This is a genomic window from Pseudanabaena sp. BC1403 (genome assembly GCF_002914585.1).
In the GTDB taxonomy this organism is placed as follows: Bacteria; Cyanobacteriota; Cyanobacteriia; order Pseudanabaenales; family Pseudanabaenaceae; genus Pseudanabaena.
Map to the genome: position 1 here is coordinate 76,109 of NZ_PDDM01000020.1, position 22,667 is coordinate 98,775.

The following is a 22,667-nucleotide window of genomic DNA, read 5'->3' on the forward strand; positions in this document are numbered from 1 at the left end:
TAGCTCTTGTACATTAACCCTAAACACAGTTTTTGAGAAGAGATTTTTTATGTATGTGGCGATTTGCGTGAATAATTAGCTTAGATTTTTGAAAACCCCTGCTTTATGTAGCTTTGCCTAAAAAATCAAAGGTCTGCTTATATTTATAAATCCCTAACTATAGTGAACTTAAGTGCCTTAGCATTGTTACAGTTATTTACATTAAGTAGCTAGGCAGAATGAAAACAAAACCTAAAAAGACAAATCGCCCGCTTAGCAGACGATTTGTCTTTTTAGGTTTAAAGGTTTCTTTTGCCCAGCCACTTACTTTAATTTAAGGTAGGATCGAACAGTCTCGCCGCATTGTGATTTTATGACCAACGTACCCGTCTCTCGCATTCGCAACTTTTCAATCATTGCTCATATCGATCATGGCAAGTCTACGCTTGCCGATCGCTTGTTGCAATTTACAGGCACAGTAGCGGATCGAGATATGAAAGCGCAGTTTCTCGACAACATGGATCTGGAGCGAGAGCGGGGGATCACAATTAAGTTGCAAGCAGCGCGGATGAAATATCAAGCGCTTAATGGTGATGAATATACGATTAATCTGATAGATACCCCAGGACATGTGGACTTTTCCTATGAGGTATCTCGCAGTTTGGCGGCTTGTGAAGGGGCTTTGCTGGTAGTTGATGCGTCACAAGGGGTCGAGGCGCAAACTCTAGCTAATGTCTATTTAGCATTAGCAAATGATCTGGAGATTGTCCCCGTACTCAATAAAATCGATTTGCCAGGAGCAGATCCCGATCGTATAGCCAATGAAATCGAGCAGTTAATTGGGTTAGATTGCTCGACAGCGATTCGAGCATCAGCCAAGCAAGGAATCGGGATCAGGGAGATCCTTGAAGCGATCGTTTTGCAAGTGCCACCACCAAAAGATACAGTCGATCAACCATTACGAGCTTTAATTTTTGATAGTTATTACGATGCCTATCGTGGCGTAATCGTTTATTTCCGTGTGATGGATGGCACGGTCAAAAAAGGCGATCGCGTTAAATTCATGGCTTCAGAGCAAGAATATGTAATCGATGAGCTTGGCGTACTCGCTCCTGGGCAAATTCAAGTTGATGAATTACATGCAGGTGAAGTGGGTTATCTCGCGGCTGCGATTAAGATGGTCGCCCATGCACGGGTTGGGGACACTATTACTTCAGCACTTGACTCAGCACCAGAGCCTTTTCCTGGTTACGAAGAAGCAAAACCAATGGTTTTCTGCGGCATGTTTCCCACTGATGCCGATCAATTTGAGGAACTGCGTGAAGCTCTCACCAAGCTTAAGCTCAACGATGCAGCTCTAAATTATGAGCCAGAAACCTCGAATGCAATGGGCTTCGGTTTCCGTTGTGGATTTTTAGGGATGCTACATATGGAGATCGTGCAAGAGCGTCTCGAACGTGAATATAATCTCGATCTAATTGTGACTGCGCCCTCAGTAATTTATCGGGTGACGACAAATACGGACGAAATTTTGATGGTAGATAATCCTAGTGAGTTACCGCCACCAAATTCCAGAAAGTCGATCGAGGAGCCTTATGTCAAGCTAGAAATCATGACTCCGCAATCTTACATTGGTACTTTGATGGAGTTATGCGTTGCAAGACGTGGCGTATTTGTAGATACAAAGTACATCACTACGGAACGAGCAACTTTAATTTACGAACTTCCATTAGCCGAAATGGTGACAGATTTCTTCGACCAGATGAAGTCGCGAACGAAGGGATACGCCAGTATGGAATATCAAGTAATTGGCTATCGTCCTAACGATCTGGTACTTGTTGATATTCTCGTAAACGAAGAACCTGTTGATGCCTTGGCTTGTATTGTCCATCGCGACAAGTCTTATAATGTTGGACGAGCATTGGTATCTAAACTGAGAGAGTTGATTCCAAAACAACAGTTCCAAATTCCGATTCAAGCTGCGATCGGCACAAAAATCTTGGCGAGAGAGAATATCTCAGCGTTGCGAAAGAACGTGTTGAGCAAATGCTATGGCGGCGACATCTCTCGAAAGAAGAAGTTGTTAGAGAAGCAGAAGAAGGGTAAAAAGCGGATGAAGTCAATTGGAACAGTAGAAGTTCCACAAGCAGCGTTTATGGCAATTTTACAATTGAACGGTGATTAACTGAAGTTACGTGGAAGGAATTCCTGAAATTGGATAGGTTGGTGGCTGGTAAAGGGGCGCAGTCCCTACGGAAACCTTTAAATTTGGAAGTAGGGGCAATTCCCCCTTGGTTGTACTGCTCTGCTATAGCAATGTAAGCTTTGCTTAGGACATAAAAACCAAATTAATAAAGGCGGAGCAAAGCTCCGCCTTTATTAATTTGGTGTATAGATTAAATCTTTTTCAAAACAAATAGATTTCCTTCATTGCCTCTACCGATTCGTAAATCATGATCGAGATAGGTTGTCTCTAGCCATCCTTTTTGATCTTCTCTCTTAATTTGGAAATCGATCGCTAATAATTTCTTAGGCGATCGCAAAGTATCGATAAAACTATTTACATCTCGATAGCCAATTAGACTTTGCGATCCCGCTACTAAACGCTCAAAATTCACTTTGACTCGTTTCTCAGAAACTACCGTAAAATTTGCACAAACACTCACTATTCCGCTTAATAATGGCATTCCTTTAATCTCAGCCACATTAAAAATCTTGCCTTCCGCCACGCGCAAACATTGAAAGATATTGCCTAGTTTATACAGTGGAAAGCGATCAATTCCTAAAAGCTCTTGGCTCGTAGTAAATAGCAATAACCAATTTCCATCTAATAACTCAGGTGTTTGAGTTGGTGCAGGTGTGGGATTTAATTCTTCAAGATAAGCAACCGCCGAAAAAATCATTTTACGTTGATTCTCGGACATTTGTAAGCCGCGATTCACAGGTGCGATCGCATTAATTAGATTTGCTTTGCGAGTATTACTAGTCATGACTTTATTCTAGACGAATCCAAATCAGACAGAATTGACGTAAGTAATTATATATATCTTAATAACCCAGAGGTGAAATCTTTGCTAAGTGCCGACTAGTGAGTCTGAGACTTGATCTCAGAGTTATGCTTGTTTACCGACTATGTGTCTCTTGATAAACTCTCAACATGCAAAATCAGGTATTAATTTGTGTAAGTCTTGTGCAAGACTATGAATATAGTGTACGCTATGCTGCGTATTAACATTAATACACTCAATAAAATTTAGGTGATGTAGACCTGAATTTCATCGTAAGTCCGTGTTTGCTAGTGAAGTTTGTTGATTGATTTCTCATGTCTAGATGAGTAGTTTTTGATCAGGCAGTTTCGATGATGTGCGAGATCTAGAAGAGGCTACTAGAAGCATTTTTTTGCACATCAAAAACAATATTTGCAATTAGACTCTATTATTTGGAAACAAATTTTGAACTTAATTCAGAATCAACTAGAGTTCGCATCCGATAGTCATGCCTCTCTAAATTAATCTATCTAATTGAACCCCAAATATTTTAGCCGAATTTTAGTCAAAACCCAACTGTTAAAATAACTACTGTTGGATTGCTGTTATCAACATGCAAAAAATTGGGAATGATAATTAGACAGTAACTTCATATTGAAACAACACGACATTAGTGCTTTATTTGCTGAGGAAAAGTGAACCTGTATGCCTGATATTAACAACAAAAACATTAAAAGATCTTCATTCTATCGGTTGATAGCAGCCACATTAACGATGGGTGGGGTGTCGTTATTGATGCCGCTAATTGCCTCAGCACAGCTAGCTCCAGCTGGCTCAGTCATTAGAAATACTGCTACAGGTACATACGAAGATCCAAACAATCCTGGTGTACCGATTAACACGACATCAAATCAAGTCACAGCTACAGTAGCTGAAGTTGCAGGCGTTACTAACGTTCCTACTGGTATCGTTGATGTTAACGGTGGTAGTGTTACCACCAATGATGTTGTTAATTACAACTTCCTGATTACTAACGTCGGTAACGATGTTACCGCCATCAATATTCCTGGTACTTCAACGGTTGTAGGTGGAACCCAAGGAACCATAACTGTCACCGAAATTAATGGTGTTGTTCTGACGACACCGATCAACGTTGCCGCAGGTGGTGTTGCAACGAACGATCCTGCATTTATAGCTTTGGTTCAGGCTCGCGGTATTCCTGCATTTGATGGCACTATTGCTCCTAACGGGACAATTAGAGTCCAAGTCCCTGTAACAGTCACAGCAACAGTTGCAGGTAACCCAGTATCAGTGCAACTCGGTAACGTTGCCCCTAATGACAACAGCGCAGCAACTCAAAACGTAGTTCAAACTGGTGCTCTTCCTACGGATGTCTATACGATCAATCCTGCTACGGGTCAACCAGGTGCACCTGTTAATGGCGTTCGCGAGGCAGCTGCATTCACGACAGTACCTTTGGCGACAGCCGTTAATAACGTTGCATTAGCAACAGTCCTGAAGACTCGCGTTGCTTATGCTGCTGGAACTGCCGCACTCGCCGATGACCAACTTACTTATCGTTTAGATTTGAGGGTTGAGAATACCCCTCCTGCGGGTAGTACTGGCATTACTCCAGCTCCATTGTTACCTACAGCCATTACTCTTGATGGTGCAGCTAATACACCGAGGATCTTAATATCTGATGCAATTCCTGCTCAGACTACTCTAGATAATACTTTTGGAGCTGCCACTGTAACCATTGGTGGAGTTACTTGGACAAGGGTTTATAGCACAGTAGCCACTGCGACTGGACCTCTAGCCGTAGGGCAAAACTGGCAAACTGGTGCTGTCCCTGCTGCTGGCGTGACCCGAATTGGTTATGTTGCCGTTGGTCCTTTACCAGCAGGAACCACTACGGTGGGCGATGCCACTGGCTTCCAATTCCGTGTAACCACAACTGGTGTTGCCGCTCTTCCCGTCACTATTGCCAACATTGCTCAAGTATTTGGTCAATCTACGGCTGGCGTGATTAGTCCTACCAATCCCCTAGTTTATGACGAGTCTGGTGACCAAAACCCCAATAACTATGAAGCTGGTGTTCCTCCAGCTCCGATCACCACACCCGCAACTTCTCCCACTGGTGTCGCTAACCCCGCTACCGACGGTACTGACCCGATCGGTGATACCACCAACAACAACGCAGGTACTGGTCCTAATGGTGAAGCCAACGTATTCACAATCAATCCTGTTGGGATTATCTTGAATGGTCCTCCAGGAGTACCTGGCGCTCTTGGTCCAGATGGAACAGCTCAAACGGACTTCGTTAACAAGTCGGCAACTGATGTCCCTGCTAATGCGGCTCCAGCAAGCACTTACGATCCAGCGGCGATCACATTTACCAATACGGTTCAGAACCCTGCTACCAACACCAATCAGTTAGACAACGTAACTTTGGAGCCAATTTCGGCAACATTAGCGGCTCAAGCTGTTAATAATACGACAACGCCTTCGGCAGCCAATGTTCAGGTGTATGACTTAACTAACCTCGCCAATCACGCAGCTTTGCCGAATGGCACAATTGTGAGAATTTCCTTTGGTACTCGCACTGCTCTCTATACCCTGACTGCAGGTGAGTTCGTCCTAACTTCCAGTGGATCAAATGCTGCTGGTACAGGAGATGCCATCGCAGCACCGATCATCATTCCTACTCTCGCAGTAGGAATCTCTCAAACCTATACAGTTATTGTCGATCTACCTGCTGGTGCTGTGGTCACGACTGGTTACTCTGTACCGATCGTTTCCTACGTAAATAGTAATACTGGCGACGGCTCTACTTTCAAGAGAACCACAAATGGAACAGGCGCTACAACAGTAGGATCTCTGGCTCAAGACAATCCGTTCAATATCAAAGTTGACCGTGTCTACACAGGCTACTTGAACCTCGTCAAGGCATCTCGCCTTCTGGTAGGAACAGGCCCAGCATTGTCTGTCCCAGCAGATGCTACCTTCAGTGGTACTAATAAAACGCCTGCTCCAGGCAACATTATTGAGTATCAGATTACCTACAACAATATTTCCACGCCTGCGTCGGGTACTGGAAATGTGATCTTGAATGCGAACAGTCTCGTCATTACAGAAGATGGTGCGGCTGGAACTAACAACTGGGCTACTACTACTTTCAATGTGCCTAGTACTGCGGTAGATTCTACTACTGGGGTGATCACCTACTTTAATGGTGTCACAGCCACGACACCTACAGATGTGAACGTCACGAGATATCTCGACAGCATTCCAACGGTAGCACCAGGTGCTTCTGGAACCTTCACGTTCCAACGTCGTGTCAGATAGATAATTGCTCTCTAAGTTTAGGATTTGAGAAGAGATTGCTCTTCTCAAATCCTAAACTTCTACTTTTGATTGCTATAAATCAGGTGATCCAAATGAAACCTATAAATATGATCAGCTTGGGCACGATCGCCCTTATTTCTTCTATCTCTTTTTCTGCTGTAATGCCTAGCTTAGCTAGCTTGCAAAATAGCGATCCTGCGATCGCTCAAACTGCAAAGCAAGAAGCTCCAGTGCAACTAAAACTTGCTGCTGAAAGACAATCAATTGTGGCAGTTGCCTCTGGGAGAGTTGATTGGAAACCTCTACCAGACAATGCTTCACTCCGTCCAGGCGAAACCATTCGCTATGTTGTGACTGCTAGCAATATTAGCGATCGGCAAATCAAAAAATTAGTTGTCAACCAACCAATCCCCCAAGGTTCAGTTTACGTCTTAGGTTCGGCAACTCTGCCAAAAGTAGAAGGGGCGAAATTAGACTACAGCATTGATGGCGGCAAAACCTACAGCGAAAAGCCCACCATTCGGGTCAAGCTTGAAAACGGTGAAATTGTTACTCGTCCTGCTCCTGACAGCATGTACACCAATGTCCGATGGAGATTTGGTGATAATTTCTCAGCAAAAACAGTTGCTTATGCAACCTATCAAGTTCGCATTCGCTAAGGTTTACTAACTTGTGCTAAGTGCAACCTTAACCATGTGAAGTAATGTCAAATGCGATCGCTTAGAGCGTCATTTGACATTACTTCACATGGCTATTCCTCTCAAATAAAGATTTACAGCAATTGGTTAACTGTTAGAAATGAAGAATCTAAGTTGTGTAATAAAACAAAATTTTCTGCGGAACAGTTTAAACCTTGCTGCGATTTTTCTGTTTGGTGCGATCGCGCAAGTTTGCGAATCTAGCTTGGCACAAACAACTACCCAAATCAATAACACTGCTACTTTTAGTTATAGTTACACCGATCCAGATACATTAGTAACTTCTACATATGCTGGTGTTTCTTCTCAGCTTCAAGCATCGGCAGTAGCACCAGTAGTAACAGAGCCCTTAATTGATCCATTTGGGCAGTTGACCTCCTGTAGTGGCGATCTATTGCCAGATTACACAGGCTTTAGTGTGGGCTTGTATGAATTATTAAACTCAACTGGTGATATTGGTTTACCCGTTTCGCTAACAGCGACAGTTCCACCTAAAACAAAACAATCTGTTGGAATATCACCCAATTTCTATAACGCTAATCCTTTCTTCTTGGTCAATGGCGATCAGGGCAAATTCAACTTTTTGCTGGATGTCAGTCGTGGACAGGTTGATGTAGGCAGAGAATATATTCTGGCTGTAAAACCACCAGCGAACTCGACACTGGCAGAACGGCGGGTCAGAATTACAATCACGTCACGCAATGGCAATGTTGCTGGCTATACAGCGACTTCCTTAGATGGGGAACCCATCTCAGGTACTAATGCAGCTACTTCTGTAAATGGAGTTATCAATATCTCTAATGCTGAAACTGTTGGTTTGAGTCTAGCCGTTGCAGTTAACAATCTCAGTGTCGCCGCATGTGAATCCCAAGCAATTCAACTTTTAAAAACAAGCGATCGCGCAGCAGCAGAGCCAGGCGATATTGTCGTTTATCGTTTATCAGCGAAAAATCTTACATCTACGGAAATTACTAATCCCGAACTTCGTGATGAATTACCACTAGGTTTCCAATATGTTGATGGTTCCGTTCGTGCTGAGGTTAGAGGAAATGCAGTAGCTGTGACTGTAGAACGGAATGGCAGAAACTTGATTTTCCGTCCCAGTGCTGCACTTCCTGTTGCTGCTGATAATATTCCCCTTAATATTGTCTATGCTGCACAACTTACCAATGATGCGATTCGCGGAAGTGGCATTAACCGAGCCACTATATCAGGTATTCGTAATGATAATAAACGACAAGTTCGTACTGGTCCCGTATCTTATTTGATGCGGATTCGCCCAGGTATCTTGTCAGATTGCGGAACCTTAATAGGACGTGTGTTTGTTGATAAAAACTTTGATGGCGAACAACAACCAGGTGAGCCAGGTGTACCAAATGCTGTGATTTATATGGATGATGGTAATCGAATTGTCACTGATCCAAATGGACTCTATTCTCTCAGTAGCGTTCTATCTGGCAGCCGCACTTTAGCGCTTGACTTAACTTCTGTACCGGGATATACCCTTGCACCAAATTTATACTTTATTGAGCGCAATAGTCAATCGCGTTTGGTGCGTCTTGCTCCTGGAGGATTAGGGCGAGTCAACTTTGCTGTGACTCCTGCGGCTCGTGGTATCAGTGACGCAAATCAGGGAGGTACAAAGTAATGAGAAACACTTCTGCACCTCTGATGAAGCTAGGGATTTTGGTGTTCCCTCAAGTCTTGCTTTTGCTAATGTCGGCAACTGTGAAAGCAGAATTAGTTACAGATGTAAAACCCAATCCAGAAATTAAACGACAAGACTCATTAACTAATCAGGTTGAGACAGCTTCTACGCAGCCTAGTCAAAGCCTAGATCAATCCTCAAATACTGAAAAAGTTTCTAGTCCTGTAAAAACTCCTGCATCTGTTACAGATATTCCTAAAACTGCTAATACTGTTAATACTTCCGATAGCTCATCACCTCGCATCGTTATTCTTTCGCCAACGGTTGGCACTGTTTTAGATGCACCTGCGGCGACAGTGGTGATCCAAATGCCAAGCAATACCAAGATAGAGCTTTTGGTCAATGGGAAGGTTGTTGATTCTAATTCGATTGGGCGATCGGAACTAGATGAAACTAATAAAACCATTACTCAAACTTGGTACGGCGTATCTCTGCAAGCAGGTAATAATCAGATCACGGCAAGGGCGATCGGTTCAGATACTGCTTCTAGTTCTATTAATCTGAAAGTTAGAGGTGCTCCTACCAAATTAGTCGTTAGTACCTTGGAGTCGAAGGTTCCTGCTGATGGGCGCTCCTATGTGACAGTTGATGGACAGCTAGTTGATGAAGATGGCAATCGTTCCAACTGGGAAGCATTAGTTACTTTAGAAGCTAGTGAAGGTGAGTTTATCGGTACTGATGCCTCATCAGAGCAGCCAGGCTTCCAAGTCCAAGCTAAGCAAGGTAAGTTTTCGGCGCAGTTAAAGGCTGGACTAAAAACAGGAACGGTGACTATTCGAGCGCGCAATGCTCAAATGGAAGCTTTTACGCAAGTTCAGTTTGAAACTGATTTGCGTCCTTCCTTAGTGACTGGTGTCATCGATCTGCGCGTTGGTGCGAGAGGTACTGACTTCTATCGGAGCTTGCGCGATTTCTTACCTGCCGATCTCAATAATAGTACTCAAGTTGACCTATATGGTGCGGTATTTGGGACTGGGCGTGTGGGTGAATGGCTATTTACAGGTGCTTATAACAACAGCCGCACCCTCAATCAGGACTGCGCTGGCAACAGTAGCTTAGCTGGCACAGAAAAATATTGTGACCAGCAATATCCTGTCTATGGCGATAGCTCTACCGTAACGCGCACAACACCTTCCTATGACAGCTTGTATTTGCGCTTTGAGCGTAACTCGCCTGTGCAGGGTGCGAGTACTGATTACTTCATGTGGGGAAATTACAGTACAGAGGAGTTTGCGTCGCGATCGCAGCAGTTTAGTGCGATTTCACGACAATTGCAAGGATTTAAAGGGAACTTTAATTTAGGCGATCTGCAAATCACAGGCTTTTATAGCAACGTTGGCAAAGGATTCCAGCGCGACACGATCACCCCTAACGGCACAAGTGGAACTTATTTTCTGTCCAAACGCCTGTTGATTAATGGAAGTGAAAATGTAACTATCGAGTTAATTGATTTCTTTAGTGCGGGTACTGTGGTTTCTCGCCAAGAGCTAGTCCGTGGTAAAGACTACGATATCAACTATGACAATGGTTCCATTCTATTTCGGCAGCCATTATTGCAAACCCAATTGGGAGATGTTGGACAACTCTTGCGCCGTCAAATTGTCGTTACCTATCAAAACGAGCAGGTCGGTGGTGATAGTAACATCTATGGTGGACAACTGCGTTATCATCTCAACCGCAGTCAGAGCCAACCTAGTTGGATTGGCGCAAATTATTTCAAAGAAAGTCTCGGCATTCGTAATTTTGTTCTTTATGGAGCGAATGCGCTGATTTCCTTTGGCGAAAAAACGCAACTGATTGCTGAATATGCCCGATCGCAAAATGATTCGGAAGTTCTGGGCTATGTGAGTGGTTCGGCGATGCGCTTTGAGCTAAACAGTGAGATCGCTTCAGGTATTCTCGGTAAGCTCTATTACAGCAAAGCTGAAACGGGTTTTGCCAATAATGCCACGATTAGTTTTGTGCCAGGGCAGACCCGATATGGAGGGGATTTAAGTGCCAAGATTAGTCCTACAACTAGTCTGCAATTTCGCTATGACCAAGAAGACAATGTTGGTATTGCTCCACGTCCATTGACTAGCCTTAACGATCTGCTTAATGTGAGGCAAGAAGCAATCCCTGGATCGGCTGTAAATAACTCGCTTCGCACGATTAGTTTAGGTGTGCAGCAAAATATCGGTGCAGCACTGCTTAATCTGGATGTGTTATATCGCGATCGCCAAGATCGGCAGTTGCCTAATGTTTTATCTAGTAACTCTACCCAATTGCGATCGCGTCTCAGCGTGCCAATTGCCGATAATCTCCGAGTCACAGCCCAAAATGAAGTTAGCCTTTCAGCAAGTTCCGATGCTGTCATTCCTGATCGCAGCGTTTTAGCTCTAGATTGGACAATTGTTCAAGGATTGACCGCAAGATTGGGGCAGCAGTGGTTCCATTCAGGAGCCTTAGCGGGTCAGGCGATTACTAGTGCAGATTTGCTAGGAGAGTATAAACTCGGCACTGATACTACCTTTACGGGGCGTTATTCTGTGATCGGTGGTGCTAATAATGCCGCATCTACTCAGGGAGCATTGGGTATTAACCAGCGCTGGCAAGTACTACCAGGACTACGCATGAGTTTTGGCTATGAACATGTATTTGGTAGTTTTACCACCGCTACAACTACTGGAACATCATTTTTACAACCCTTTGCGGTTGGTCAAGCCTCTAGCGCTCTGACGATTCAAAATGGCCATAGTTATAACGTTGGTGTGGAATATACTGATAATCCAGACTTCAAGGCAAGTGCTAGATTTGAACATCGCAGTGATAATACCAACTCTAATACGGTGTTTTCGGCTGCGGCGCTAGGCAAACTTTCTCCTGCGTTGACGATGTTGTTTAACTACCAGCAATCTAGCGCCGCTAATCAATTAATCTCTGGATTGGGAACGATCTCCAATCTCAAAGTCGGGCTAGCCTATCGCGATCCTGAAGATGACAAGTTTAACGTTCTCTTACGTTATGAATACCGTCAAAACCCCAGTATTGTCCCTGATTCGCTCCTGCTCGGTAGTGGTAGTGGCTATAACGATCACACCCTTGCTCTAGAAGCAATTTATGCTCCTAACTGGCAATGGGAATTTTATGGCAAACTTGCCCTGCGAAATAGCACCACCACGATCGCACGCGATTTTACAGGCGTATCAAATACCAATTTGTCACAGTTTCGAGTTACCTATCGTCTTGGCTACAACGTCGAGCTAGTCGGCGAAACAAGATTACTAAATCAACCGACCGCAGGTTATAGCGAACTAGGACTAGTTGGCGAAGTTGGTTATTTCCTGACTCCAAATTTACGTTTAGCGGCAGGTTATAGTAGTGGTTCTGTTAATGTCGATCGCGATTTTAGTGGTTCTCGCTCTACGGGTGGGCTATATGCAGGAATCACAGTAAAGTTGAACGAATTGTTTGATGGCTTTGGCTTGCAAAAGACTCCTCCACGCCAGCAACAAGATCCAGTTGAGCCTGTAGCACCCATCGCCCAAACGCCACAACCCACGCAGAAACAAGCGTCAATTATTCCCGCTAGCCCTCAAATCATCAGCCTGAATGTGGCGCGATCGCTGACCTTTAAAGAGGGCAGTCAAGGCAGTAGTACCGAGTTAGCATCGTCAGATATCGCGGTTCTGGAAAACTTAGCCGCAGTCTTGAAGGAATACAATAATCTCTCCATTGATATTCAAGGATATATTGGCTCACTTGCGGATATGAACTCAGGAGATAATCTTGCGGCTAATCGGATGATGGCAGCCAGAAAGTACCTACTCGATCGCGGTGTGACAAGTACGCAGATGACCTTGCGCTCCTTAGGTAGCATTGCTAGCGCCAACAGTTCCAATCAAGCTAGTGTTGTTGCCAATGCGGCACCAGTCAGTTTTGCAATTAGTGGAAAAGCCGATGTCTTTAATGCGATCGCTACCCGTTTGCAAACGATATCATCCAACTCACCTGCGACAGAGTTCTTGCAGAGCATCTTGCCTAATGCCGCACCGATACTGCAAGCCAATGCGACACCAGTCAACAATCTCAATAATACTAGCGCTAACATCTCGACAGGGGTGAATGTTGGCAATGACGGTAAAATCGCTGACTTGAGCTATGCCACACTCGATCGCATGGTTGAACGACTAAATGCCAACCCTAATGCGATGTTTGAGATTCAAACCAGTTCTACTCTCAGTGCTTCCGCTGGTCAAGATCTCGAAACGTTTAAGATGCTTGCCGTCAGGAGTTATCTGTTAGACAAGGGTGTGAGTTCGGATCGCATTTTGTTAAGTTCTAATGGTGCAAATACGAATAGTGCGAATCAATCAGGAAATTCTCAAGTCTATATTTCGCTAAGTCAGGATGATAGCAACACCAATATTGCCGCAGTGCCTCCAAAAGCATCACCAACGGCTCAAGCAAATACCACCACTGTTCCGACACCATTGGCAAGCTCAACTACTTCCACTTCGCCTTTGGCAGTTCTGCTAGCATCCGATCGCCGTTTATCTAATTGGCTGGAAAGTGCAATTCCAGATTCTCAACTTGATCCTCAATTCAAGCCAGCATTTGACAGCGCGATTCAAATACCTAATCTGGGATCGAGACCATTGTTAACTCAATTACCTAAGGTAGAATCCTTGCTGCTAGCGATCGCTAGTCCTGCCGATCCTGCATTGTCATCTGATGTTCGCAGCCTCTGGAGTTATGCCTTTGAGTCATCACCAACTCAACTCTTGAGCATGTTGATTGGCAATGAGCTGACAGCAAGTAATCCGCCAAGTAATAGCGAAGATATCGTGAATGCTCCTGCTAATAACAGTGCTAATCGTCGCCTCGCTACTGCGTTTAACTTCTTGTTGAGCAATAATGGCGACACCGTAACGGCGTTCATGCGAGCAATAGGTGTTAGCACCACCGAAAAAAGCGGTTTTGCGATCAATCCCGATCAACTCTCAAATCTAAAGAATTAGAGACCATGCGAAAAGTAACCAACAGAAAAATATCAATTGCATTAATCGGTTCTATAGGGTTGATAGGTATTTGCAGTGCAGATTTTAGTTCGGAAAATCTGGCGATCGCGAACCAGATTAATCCTCGTTACCAAATTACCGTCAATAGCAATCAAGATGGTGACATTCAAGCCGATCGCGAATTGACCTTGCGTGAAGCTATTGCGATCGCTAATGGTAGTCTCACGCTTGAACGGCTTAGTGATGCTGAACGCGCTCAGGTGCAGCCATTGCTTAATCAAAAAGGTTCACAGATTGGCTTTAATTTGCCTAGCGATCGCACCACGATCGAGTTACGCAAAGCTTTACCTGATATCAGCAGTCAAAACCTGATTATTGATGGCACGACCCAAACAGGGTATGACGCTCAAAGCTCATTTGCCCAAGAGCTAGCAATTCCACAGCCAATTGTGGCGATCGCGCCCGCCGATGGCGTGGAGATTTTTCGCGGCTTGACGATCGTTGCTGATGGCGTGACGATCAGAGGCTTAAGTATCTATGGTTTTAATGCGATCGAAAGCGTACCCACCACCACGCCATCCGCCGATATTTTCATTTCGCACCAAGCGCCGCCGCCTGACACCACACAGCAGCAGCAGCCCGCCAAATTTTCGCCCTTCTACGATAGCAATCGCCCACCTCAAGCGGTAATTCTCGAAGCTAACTGGCTCGGCATCACGCCCACAGGTAAAATGCCCAAACAGCCTTCTAGTTTTGGGGTTTATTTATTTAATAGTACCGACACGCTGATTCGACGCAATCGCATTGCCTTCCACGAAGGTAGTGGCATCGTCACATCGGTGAAGGCAACAGGAACGCAGATTCTCGAAAATGCGATTACCAGCAATGGTTTTGATGGAATGCCCCACGGGATTTATCTCGAAGGCGAAATTGCCAATCTGCGAATCAAAGGCAATACCCTCTGCGCTAATGATGGCAGTGGTGTATATCTATTCAAACCAAATGGCGCGATCGCGATCGAAGATAACCGTATTTTGTTTAACGATCGCAGTACCAACTATGCTGCCATTTACTTGATGGGCAACGATCATCGAGTTACTAATAACGAGATTCGCAATCAACGCGGTTCAGGTGTAGCGATCGCTGCTTATCCTAAAAGCGATCGCAATTTGATTCGCAAAAATACTTTTACGGCGCTGAAGGGCTTGAGCATTGATTTGATTGCTCAGAGTCATGTGAATACCCGCGATTTTGTCACGGGCGATGGAATCAATCGTCCACGCGATTCTCATTTTCGGCGGGTAGATACTGCTAATGGGGCAATCAACGCGCCAACGTTTTTAGCCACAGCTTTTCCGATGTTTAGTTCTAGCCAAGTGAATATCGATGGTACGGCAGACCCTGATACAGAAATAGATCTCTATCGCGTCACTGGCAAAACCGATCCAAACCTGCCCTATGGCTCTCTTAGTGAATATCTCACCACAGTCAAGACCAATGCTAATGGTAAATTTGCAGTTTCTTTAAATAATCTCCAAGTTGGCGATACGATTAGCGCGATTGCTACCGATCCCCAATATGGCACTTCCGAGCCAGCCCTGAATGCCCAAATCGTCAATCCCGATCTTTCAGTTCCCACTCCTGCCAATGTGCAAGCAGCTATTCCTGCCTGTACGACACCTCCCCAAATCGTGCAGATTCCGCCGCCTCCCGAAGTAATCACTTTATCCGTACCACGCCAAATTCACTTTGCGCTAGATCGCGACGAAATCAGTCCTATCAGCGCTAAAATTCTGGATCGGATCGCTGATGTATTAAAGCAATATCCCACAATTATGATTACCCTCGCAGGACATACTGACCCCAGAGCCAGTGATACCTATAACCGTGAACTCGGCTTTAGGCGATCGCGTGCAGTGCGTAATTACCTAATGCGACAGGGTATTGCCTCTGAACGAATGACTGTGCGATCGCTAGGCGAAACTCAACGATCCTCACAGGGTAATCAAATTACCGACTATGCTCGCGATCGGCGTGTCGAGATTGAATTTACCGACGTTCGAGATGTCGAAATCCGCTTTGAATCCCAACAGGAAGATTTGCAAGTGGAATAGTAATAATTCTTTCAGCGGTTCTTTTTATTAATTGACATCTATCAGAAGTATGCGGAGTGCGAAAATAATGTTTGCCAAAATCAAAAAAACGCTTAAAAAAGTTATCCGAAGATCGTTAAACTCAAAGCAACAGTCAATAAATTTATTCCATATATGGCAATCAAGTTCTTTAAATAGGAACTTGGTTAAACGGTTAATCAAAAAATTAAATAGCGATCGTTTAACCCGTTTCTTAATTTCTACATTATTGGCATTTATATTTACACTTCAAGCCGCAGGGATTATTGGTTGGATACAACCCGCACATTCAGAAGGTAGCTATCAATTTGGACCTAGTCCTAATAATGAAAGTAGGCAGGCTTTATTTGAATACACTGCTCTTTATGATGATCCAACTGGCACAAACACCAACATTCGGTCTCTAAACCGTCCCATTTATGTGGACATTAAAGACGCTAATGAAATCATCAATATCAGTGCTTGTGGCAACGCTTGGACAGATGACTGGGAAGCAGATGTTTACTACGTCGGTCCTCAGCCTTCACCAGACACCTCTGCCTATAGCTTTAATGGCACACTTGCTTCCTATCCTCCTGCCTCTGGCACGTTAGTCTTTGGGCAAGCAGGAACAGCGGTTAATACAAATACTAATTTCAGAGGTCAGGGTACTTTTGGTACAAACGTCAACAATGCCAACTGTTATGGCTATAATCTGCTGAATACAGCGAACATGGACTTAGTAACTCCTGCTGCACCTTTTACAAATGATGGGAGTGCCATTAGTGTTCCAGCCAGTTCAGGCCCTGGAGTTTATGAAATTCGTTTACAAAACCTGACTGAAAATACGGCATCAGCAGCCGACAATAATACCGTTTTTCGTCAATTTGATATCTCAGTCACTAATACTGTTAGTCCAACAGCCAGAATCCCTGCCGTCCCCAATCCTCAAATTTCACAAGGACGAGTCTGGTCCTATGTTTGGGCTTTAAATGCTAAGGGATTTGCTGCGACCGAATCTACTGACCAAAATTTTTATGTTGTTGTCCCAGGTGGTAGTCCAGGGACAAACTTTGTTTGGCAACTAGACCTAAATGACTTTGCTGGATATGTTTATGAATTAGTGGCAAATAACCGAGGTGTTGACTCGCCAAATATTGCGGGTACTAATGTTCGAGGGTTAAGCGTTCCGATTTCAGGTAATAGTGTTACTCCACAATACAGAATGTATCTTGAGTACCCCGATCAAACTTTTGTTAACCCAACGGTAGGTCCTACTATCACCAATTTAAGATTTGAAGATAGCGCTGGAGAAGATAACACATTTACTCCAGGAGGTACTACTGGAATCCAAGATTCAGGATTCTTTCGATTCACCTCCAGTCTTCCAGGTACTTATGAAATTATCGTTGATACCAATCAAGATGGCATTTATGGAGCAGGAGATGTTCAGTTAAGAGGCGATACAGATGCTGTTGGCAATGTTTCCGCTCTTTGGAATGGTAGAAATAATGCTGGTGTAATCGTACCTCAAGGAACTTATAATGCTCAAGTCAAAGCGATCGTTGGAGAATACCACTTTGTTGCGGGAGATGTAGAAACTAGTGGTCCCGGCACTGGTTTAACAATCAACCAAGCCACAACTCCATCTTCAACCGCAAATACTCTAGTGTATTGGGATGACCAAACAATTCTAGGCGCAGCAGGTACAACCACATTGCCAGGTGGATTATCTGGAGGTCGGCACACTTGGGGAACGACTTCTACTGGTGGCGCACAAGGAGCTAATAATAGTAGCTGGGGCGATCGCAGATATATTGATACATTTGTCTATGGGAGTTTTGCCGTAGGTACAATTCCAGCGATCATTTCTGATGGTGACGATAATGACTATGGTGATGCACCAGATACTTATGGTACTGATAGAACTAATAGTGCTACTGAAGGGATAGGAGCTAGCCATATTCTTAGTACTACCATTAGGTTAGGTACGGCCGTTACCGACAAAGATACTAATGGTCAGCCTAATGCTGCTGCTAATGGTGATGACATTAATGGTGTTGCACCTGATGATGAAGATGGAGTTACTAGCTTTAACTCTTTAAGAACTACTGATACTACTTACACTGTTCCAATTAGAGTTCAAAATACATCTGGAGCCAATGCTTACTTAGCTGGTTGGATTGACTTTAACCGCAATGGCAGTTTCGAGGCTGGTGAAGGTGTAGTCCAACCAACACCAATCGCGACAGGAACCAATGGCAACGTCAATATAACTTGGACTGGATTGGGAGGATTAGGGTTAGCCGAAGGTAACACTTATGCACGTTTTCGGATTAACAACGATCCTTTAACCACTAGTGATTTTATCGGCGGTAAGAGAAATGGTGAAGTAGAAGACTATGCTTTAACTATCATTGGCGCAACTTCGCCCCTAGACTATGGTGATGCTCCTGATGGAACAGTGGGCGTGGGGATAGGAAATTACAACACCACAAGTGCCGATAGTGGAGCATCGCATCTGATTAACACGAACTTGAGATTAGGCGCAAATGCTCCTGACGCTGATAATGGCACATTGCAAAGTGTGGCGGCTGATGCTGATGACATCACTAATACAGGTGTGGCAGATGACGAAGATGGTGTCACTCTAACAAATACCTTGACCACTGCAAGTACTAGCTACAGTGCAACAGTTAACGTTACTAACAGCATCGGTACTCCAGCTACTTTAGTTGGCTGGATTGACTTTGATCAAGATGGGCTGTTTGAGGTTGGTGAAGCTCAAACAGCAACAGTCGCTGACAATAGCAATGGTACTAACGTTATTCTTACTTGGTCAGGGTTGAGTGGATTGACGGCAGGCAATACTTACGCACGGTTCCGCATTAGTAATGGAATTTTAACCACTGCCACACCTACAGGCTTAATCGGTAGCGGTGAAGTTGAAGATTATCTGGTTGCGATTAATCCCGTTGACTATGGTGATGCTCCTGATGCCACTGCGGCAGTTGCTATTGGTAACTATCAAACTACCGCAGCTAATGGAGGAGCCAGCCATATTATTGTCAATACTCTCAGAATTGGTGCGACTAACGATGCTGATAATGGTACTTTACAAAACGCGAATGCCGATCTTGACGATACAACAGGTATCGATGATGAGGATGGTGTTACCTTACCTGCGATCACCGCTAGTACGACCTCTTACACAGCTACCATCAACGTTACCAATACCGCAGCCCCAGCTTATTTAGTGGGTTGGATTGACTTTAATAGAAATGGCCAGTTTGAAGTTACCGAAGGTAGAGCCTATGACTCAGACACTGGTACAGCAGGTATTCAGCCGATCGCTATTAGTCCTACCGCTCAAGATTTGCCGCTCCAATGGACGGGAATTTCTGGCTTAACTGCTGGCGATATTCTTTATGCACATTTCCGTCTAAGTGATAGTGCCACCTTGACTACTGCTACTCCCGATGGATTAATTGGTAACGGTGAAGTTGAAGACTATCGACTAGTTGTGACTAATGCAATTGACTATGGTGATGCACCAGATTCAGGTGCAGGTATAGGACAGGATAACTATGAAACTCTTAGTGCTAGCGGTGGTGCAAGTCATACAATTATCGCTAATCTTCGGTTAGGGGCAATTGATCCTGATGCTGATAGTGGCTTATTACAAAATGTGGCGGCTAATGCTGACGATACCAACGGTGTTGATGATGAAGATGGTGTTGCCACTTTCCCCGCCCTAACCACATCTAGCACATCCTACTCAGTCACAGTTAATGTCTTTAATAACACTGGAGTGAACAGACCTTTAGTAGGATGGGTTGACTTTAATCGAAATGGTAATTTTGAGGCAACTGAAGCTCAAACTGCATCTGTACCAAGTAGCGCGATCGCCCAAAATATTGTCCTTAGCTGGACAGGCATAACTGTACCTACTGTGGGTAATACCTACGCTCGTTTCCGTATTAGTGATGGCGCTTTGACTACTGCGACACCTAATGGAGCTGTGGGCAATGGTGAAGTTGAAGATTATCAAATCATCATTACTAACGCTGGTGTGCCAGGGCTTAATCTAGTGAAAAGGATTACAGCAATTAACAGCACTCCTATTACTGGATTTGTGGATGGTGCAAATACAGCCACATCTAATGATAATGATACCAATTGGCCCACAGCTAATACCCAATATTTAAGAGGGGCGATCGACTGTACTACAGCATCCCCTTGCAATGGTGGGACGATTTCAAGTGTTGCTCCTGGAGGATTAATAGAATATACAATCTACTTCCTATCTAATGGTGCAATCCCAGCGAGAAATGTACAGTTATGCGATCGCATCCCCGCGAATACGATTTTCCAACCTGACACCTATGGATCTGGTAATGGAATTCTGCTGGGTTGGAATACTACAGGTGGAGCATTACCTTTACCCGATCCTACAAATTCGACTTTAGGCGCAGGTAAAGTTGCACTCAACAATGTGCCAGATGCAGATGCAGGTCAATTCATAGCGGCAAATGTATCGGTAACTAATGCTCCAGTGCCTTGTAACGATGGAAGTACAAATCCCGACGGTGCACTCTTAGTCCGACTTGGTGCAGCTACCAATGTCCCTAATGCTACAGGATCAGGTACTCCTACTAATTCCTATGGGTTCATCCGTTTTCAGGTGAGAGTTAAATGATGGAGATAGTATGAACCTGTACAATCTCTGTTAGCTGTAAATTATTCAGTCCCACAATTTAGCTAACTGCCAAAATGAGCCATCCTAATTTTTCTGATTTAGTAAATTGTCTACAATTGCGATCTCAAAATCAGTCCAATCAGATTGTATTTACATTTTTGGTAGATGGAGAATTAGATGCAGTTCATCTCAGTTATGGAGAACTAGATTTACAAGCACGGGCGATCGCCGCGCAATTGCAAACTCTGGTTTCATCAGGTTCGCGAGTACTGCTGTGCTATCCATCAGGACTTGAATTTATTAGTGCCTTTTTTGGTTGCCTCTATGCAGGAGCGATCGCCGTTCCTGTCGCCCCACCCAAGCGGGGGCAGATGCAGTCGCGCTTGCAGGCGATCGTGAATGATGCTCAGCCTACAGTGGTACTAACGACATCAGCATTATTAGATAGCTTAAAGCAGGCTTGGCAGAGTTTGCCAGAGTTACCATCTGTGCAATGGATAGCAAGCGATCGCCTATCTGATGATCTGGCGGCACAGTGGCAACACCCAGAAATTAAGCTAGATAGTATTGCTTTTTTGCAATATACCTCTGGCTCGACAGGCAGCCCCAAAGGTGTGGTGGTTAGCCACCAAAACCTACTCCACAACTCCGCCTATATCCAGACTGCTTTTGAACTAGATCAAAAGAGTGCTTCGGTGAGTTGGTTACCAAATTTTCATGATATGGGGCTAATTGATAGCATTATTCAGCCGATATATTCAGGTTTTCTGGGTGTGTTGATGTCGCCTGCGTCTTTCTTGCAAAAGCCAATGCGTTGGTTAGCAGCAATTTCGCGCTATCGAGCCACCCATTGCGGTGGTCCCAATCAAGGCTATGAGTTATGTGTCCGCAAAATTAGTGAAGACCAAATTAATCAGGCACAAATCGATTTAAGTAGTTGGCAAAGTGCTTATACAGGTGCAGAACCAATTAGGCGATCGACATTAGAACAATTTGCAGCGAAGTTTCAGCCTTTAGGATTCCAGTCTAAATTTTTCTATCCTTGCTACGGCATGGCCGAATCGACACTGATGATTTCGGGTGGTAATGTTGAGGCAGAGCCAGTTTATAGCGTGATTGCCGCGCCAGCGCTCGAACAAAAGCAGGTTGTCACAGTTGCCGAAACTGCCCCGAATGCCAAACACTTTGTAGGCGTTGGCAAAGCATGGTTGGATACCAAAATTGCGATCGTCGATCCAGACACACATACAGAATGCCATCCCGATCGCATCGGTGAAATCTGGGTATCGGGTGGCAGTGTGGCTCTCGGCTATTGGCAGCAACCCGAAGCGACTAAAGCCACATTTCAAGCAAACCTTGTGGGTAATCCAGCAGATTGGTTGCGGACTGGTGATTTAGGTTTTGTGTGCGACGGAGAACTTTTTATCACGGGAAGACTCAAAGATTTGCTCATCCTGTGGGGACGCAATCATTATCCTCAAGATATTGAATTAACCGTCCAAACCTGTCATCCTGCAATGCGGATTGACGCTGGAGCAGCTTTTTCGATCAATGTCGATCGCCAAGAATGTTTGGTAATTGTCCAAGAAGTAGAGCGTACTGCATTACGTGAACTCAATATTGAGGCGATCATCACCTCAATTCGTCAAGCAGTTTCAGAGCAGTATGAGATTTCCGTATATGCGATCGCACTAATCAAACCAGCAAGCATCCCCAAAACCTCAAGCGGAAAGATTCAACGTCAGGCTTGCCGAGAAAAATTTTTAGTTAATAGCCTAGATATAGTTGGTCAGTGGACACAACCTCAATCAGATATAAATGCTCTCACCATACTAGAAACCCCAGAATCAATATCAGGAAATTCTTTGACCGAAGAAGCCATATCTGACTGGATTGTGACTCGCCTTAGCCAAGTTGCCAACCTCGATCCAGATGAGATTGATATTGATGAGCCACTCTCTCGTCATGGCTTAGACTCATCGGTTTTGCTTAGCCTCACCGCAGATTTAGCTGATTGGCTTAAGCAACAACTAATGCCAACTTTGTTTTGGGAATATCCCACGATCGCCGAGCTAGCTGCTTATCTGATTACACTAAAGTAAGTAGATGATCATAATTAATTGCAAACCCAAATTTG

The 22,667-nt window shown here is 44.4% G+C and carries 9 protein-coding genes; 8 read left to right on the forward strand and 1 reads right to left on the reverse strand.

Features of this window, described 5'->3' with window-relative positions:
* Positions 1–352 precede the first annotated feature (352 nt).
* A complete protein-coding gene (gene lepA, locus CQ839_RS17350) occupies positions 353–2,164 on the forward strand; it encodes a translation elongation factor 4 (protein WP_103669550.1) in 1,812 nt (603 codons plus the stop codon).
* 211 nt (positions 2,165–2,375) lie between these two features.
* On the opposite strand, the gene CQ839_RS17355 is transcribed toward lepA, so the two are convergent.
* A complete protein-coding gene (locus CQ839_RS17355; RefSeq protein WP_103669551.1) occupies positions 2,376–2,969 on the reverse strand; it encodes a PAP/fibrillin family protein in 594 nt (197 codons plus the stop codon).
* Positions 2,970–3,671: 702 nt separating this feature from the next.
* On the opposite strand from CQ839_RS17355, the gene CQ839_RS17360 reads away from it, so the two are divergent.
* From CQ839_RS17360 to CQ839_RS17390, 7 genes are all read left to right on the forward strand, one after another.
* Positions 3,672–6,314: a hypothetical protein gene (locus tag CQ839_RS17360; RefSeq protein ID WP_103669552.1), complete on the forward strand. Its 2,643-nt coding sequence runs from the start codon at positions 3,672–3,674 to the stop codon at positions 6,312–6,314.
* Positions 6,315–6,406: 92 nt separating this feature from the next.
* Complete coding sequence (locus CQ839_RS17365) at positions 6,407–6,973, forward strand: DUF11 domain-containing protein (protein ID WP_103669553.1); 567 nt, start codon at positions 6,407–6,409, stop codon at positions 6,971–6,973.
* A gap of 139 nt (positions 6,974–7,112) precedes the next feature.
* Positions 7,113–8,660, forward strand: coding sequence for a DUF11 domain-containing protein (locus tag CQ839_RS17370; RefSeq protein WP_103669554.1), 1,548 nt, complete (start codon positions 7,113–7,115; stop codon positions 8,658–8,660).
* Positions 8,660–13,720: an OmpA family protein gene (locus CQ839_RS17375; RefSeq protein ID WP_103669555.1), complete on the forward strand. Its 5,061-nt coding sequence runs from the start codon at positions 8,660–8,662 to the stop codon at positions 13,718–13,720. The genes CQ839_RS17370 and CQ839_RS17375 overlap by 1 nt, the downstream gene beginning before the upstream one ends.
* 5 nt (positions 13,721–13,725) lie before the next feature.
* Positions 13,726–15,834 (forward strand): OmpA family protein, encoded by a 2,109-nt coding sequence (locus CQ839_RS17380; protein ID WP_103669556.1) that lies wholly within the window; start codon positions 13,726–13,728, stop codon positions 15,832–15,834.
* Positions 15,835–16,015: 181 nt separating this feature from the next.
* Positions 16,016–20,530 (forward strand): S-layer family protein, encoded by a 4,515-nt coding sequence (locus CQ839_RS17385; protein WP_219817803.1) that lies wholly within the window; start codon positions 16,016–16,018, stop codon positions 20,528–20,530.
* A gap of 74 nt (positions 20,531–20,604) precedes the next feature.
* A complete protein-coding gene (locus CQ839_RS17390) occupies positions 20,605–22,632 on the forward strand; it encodes an AMP-binding protein (protein ID WP_103669557.1) in 2,028 nt (675 codons plus the stop codon).
* Positions 22,633–22,667: the final 35 nt, after the last annotated feature.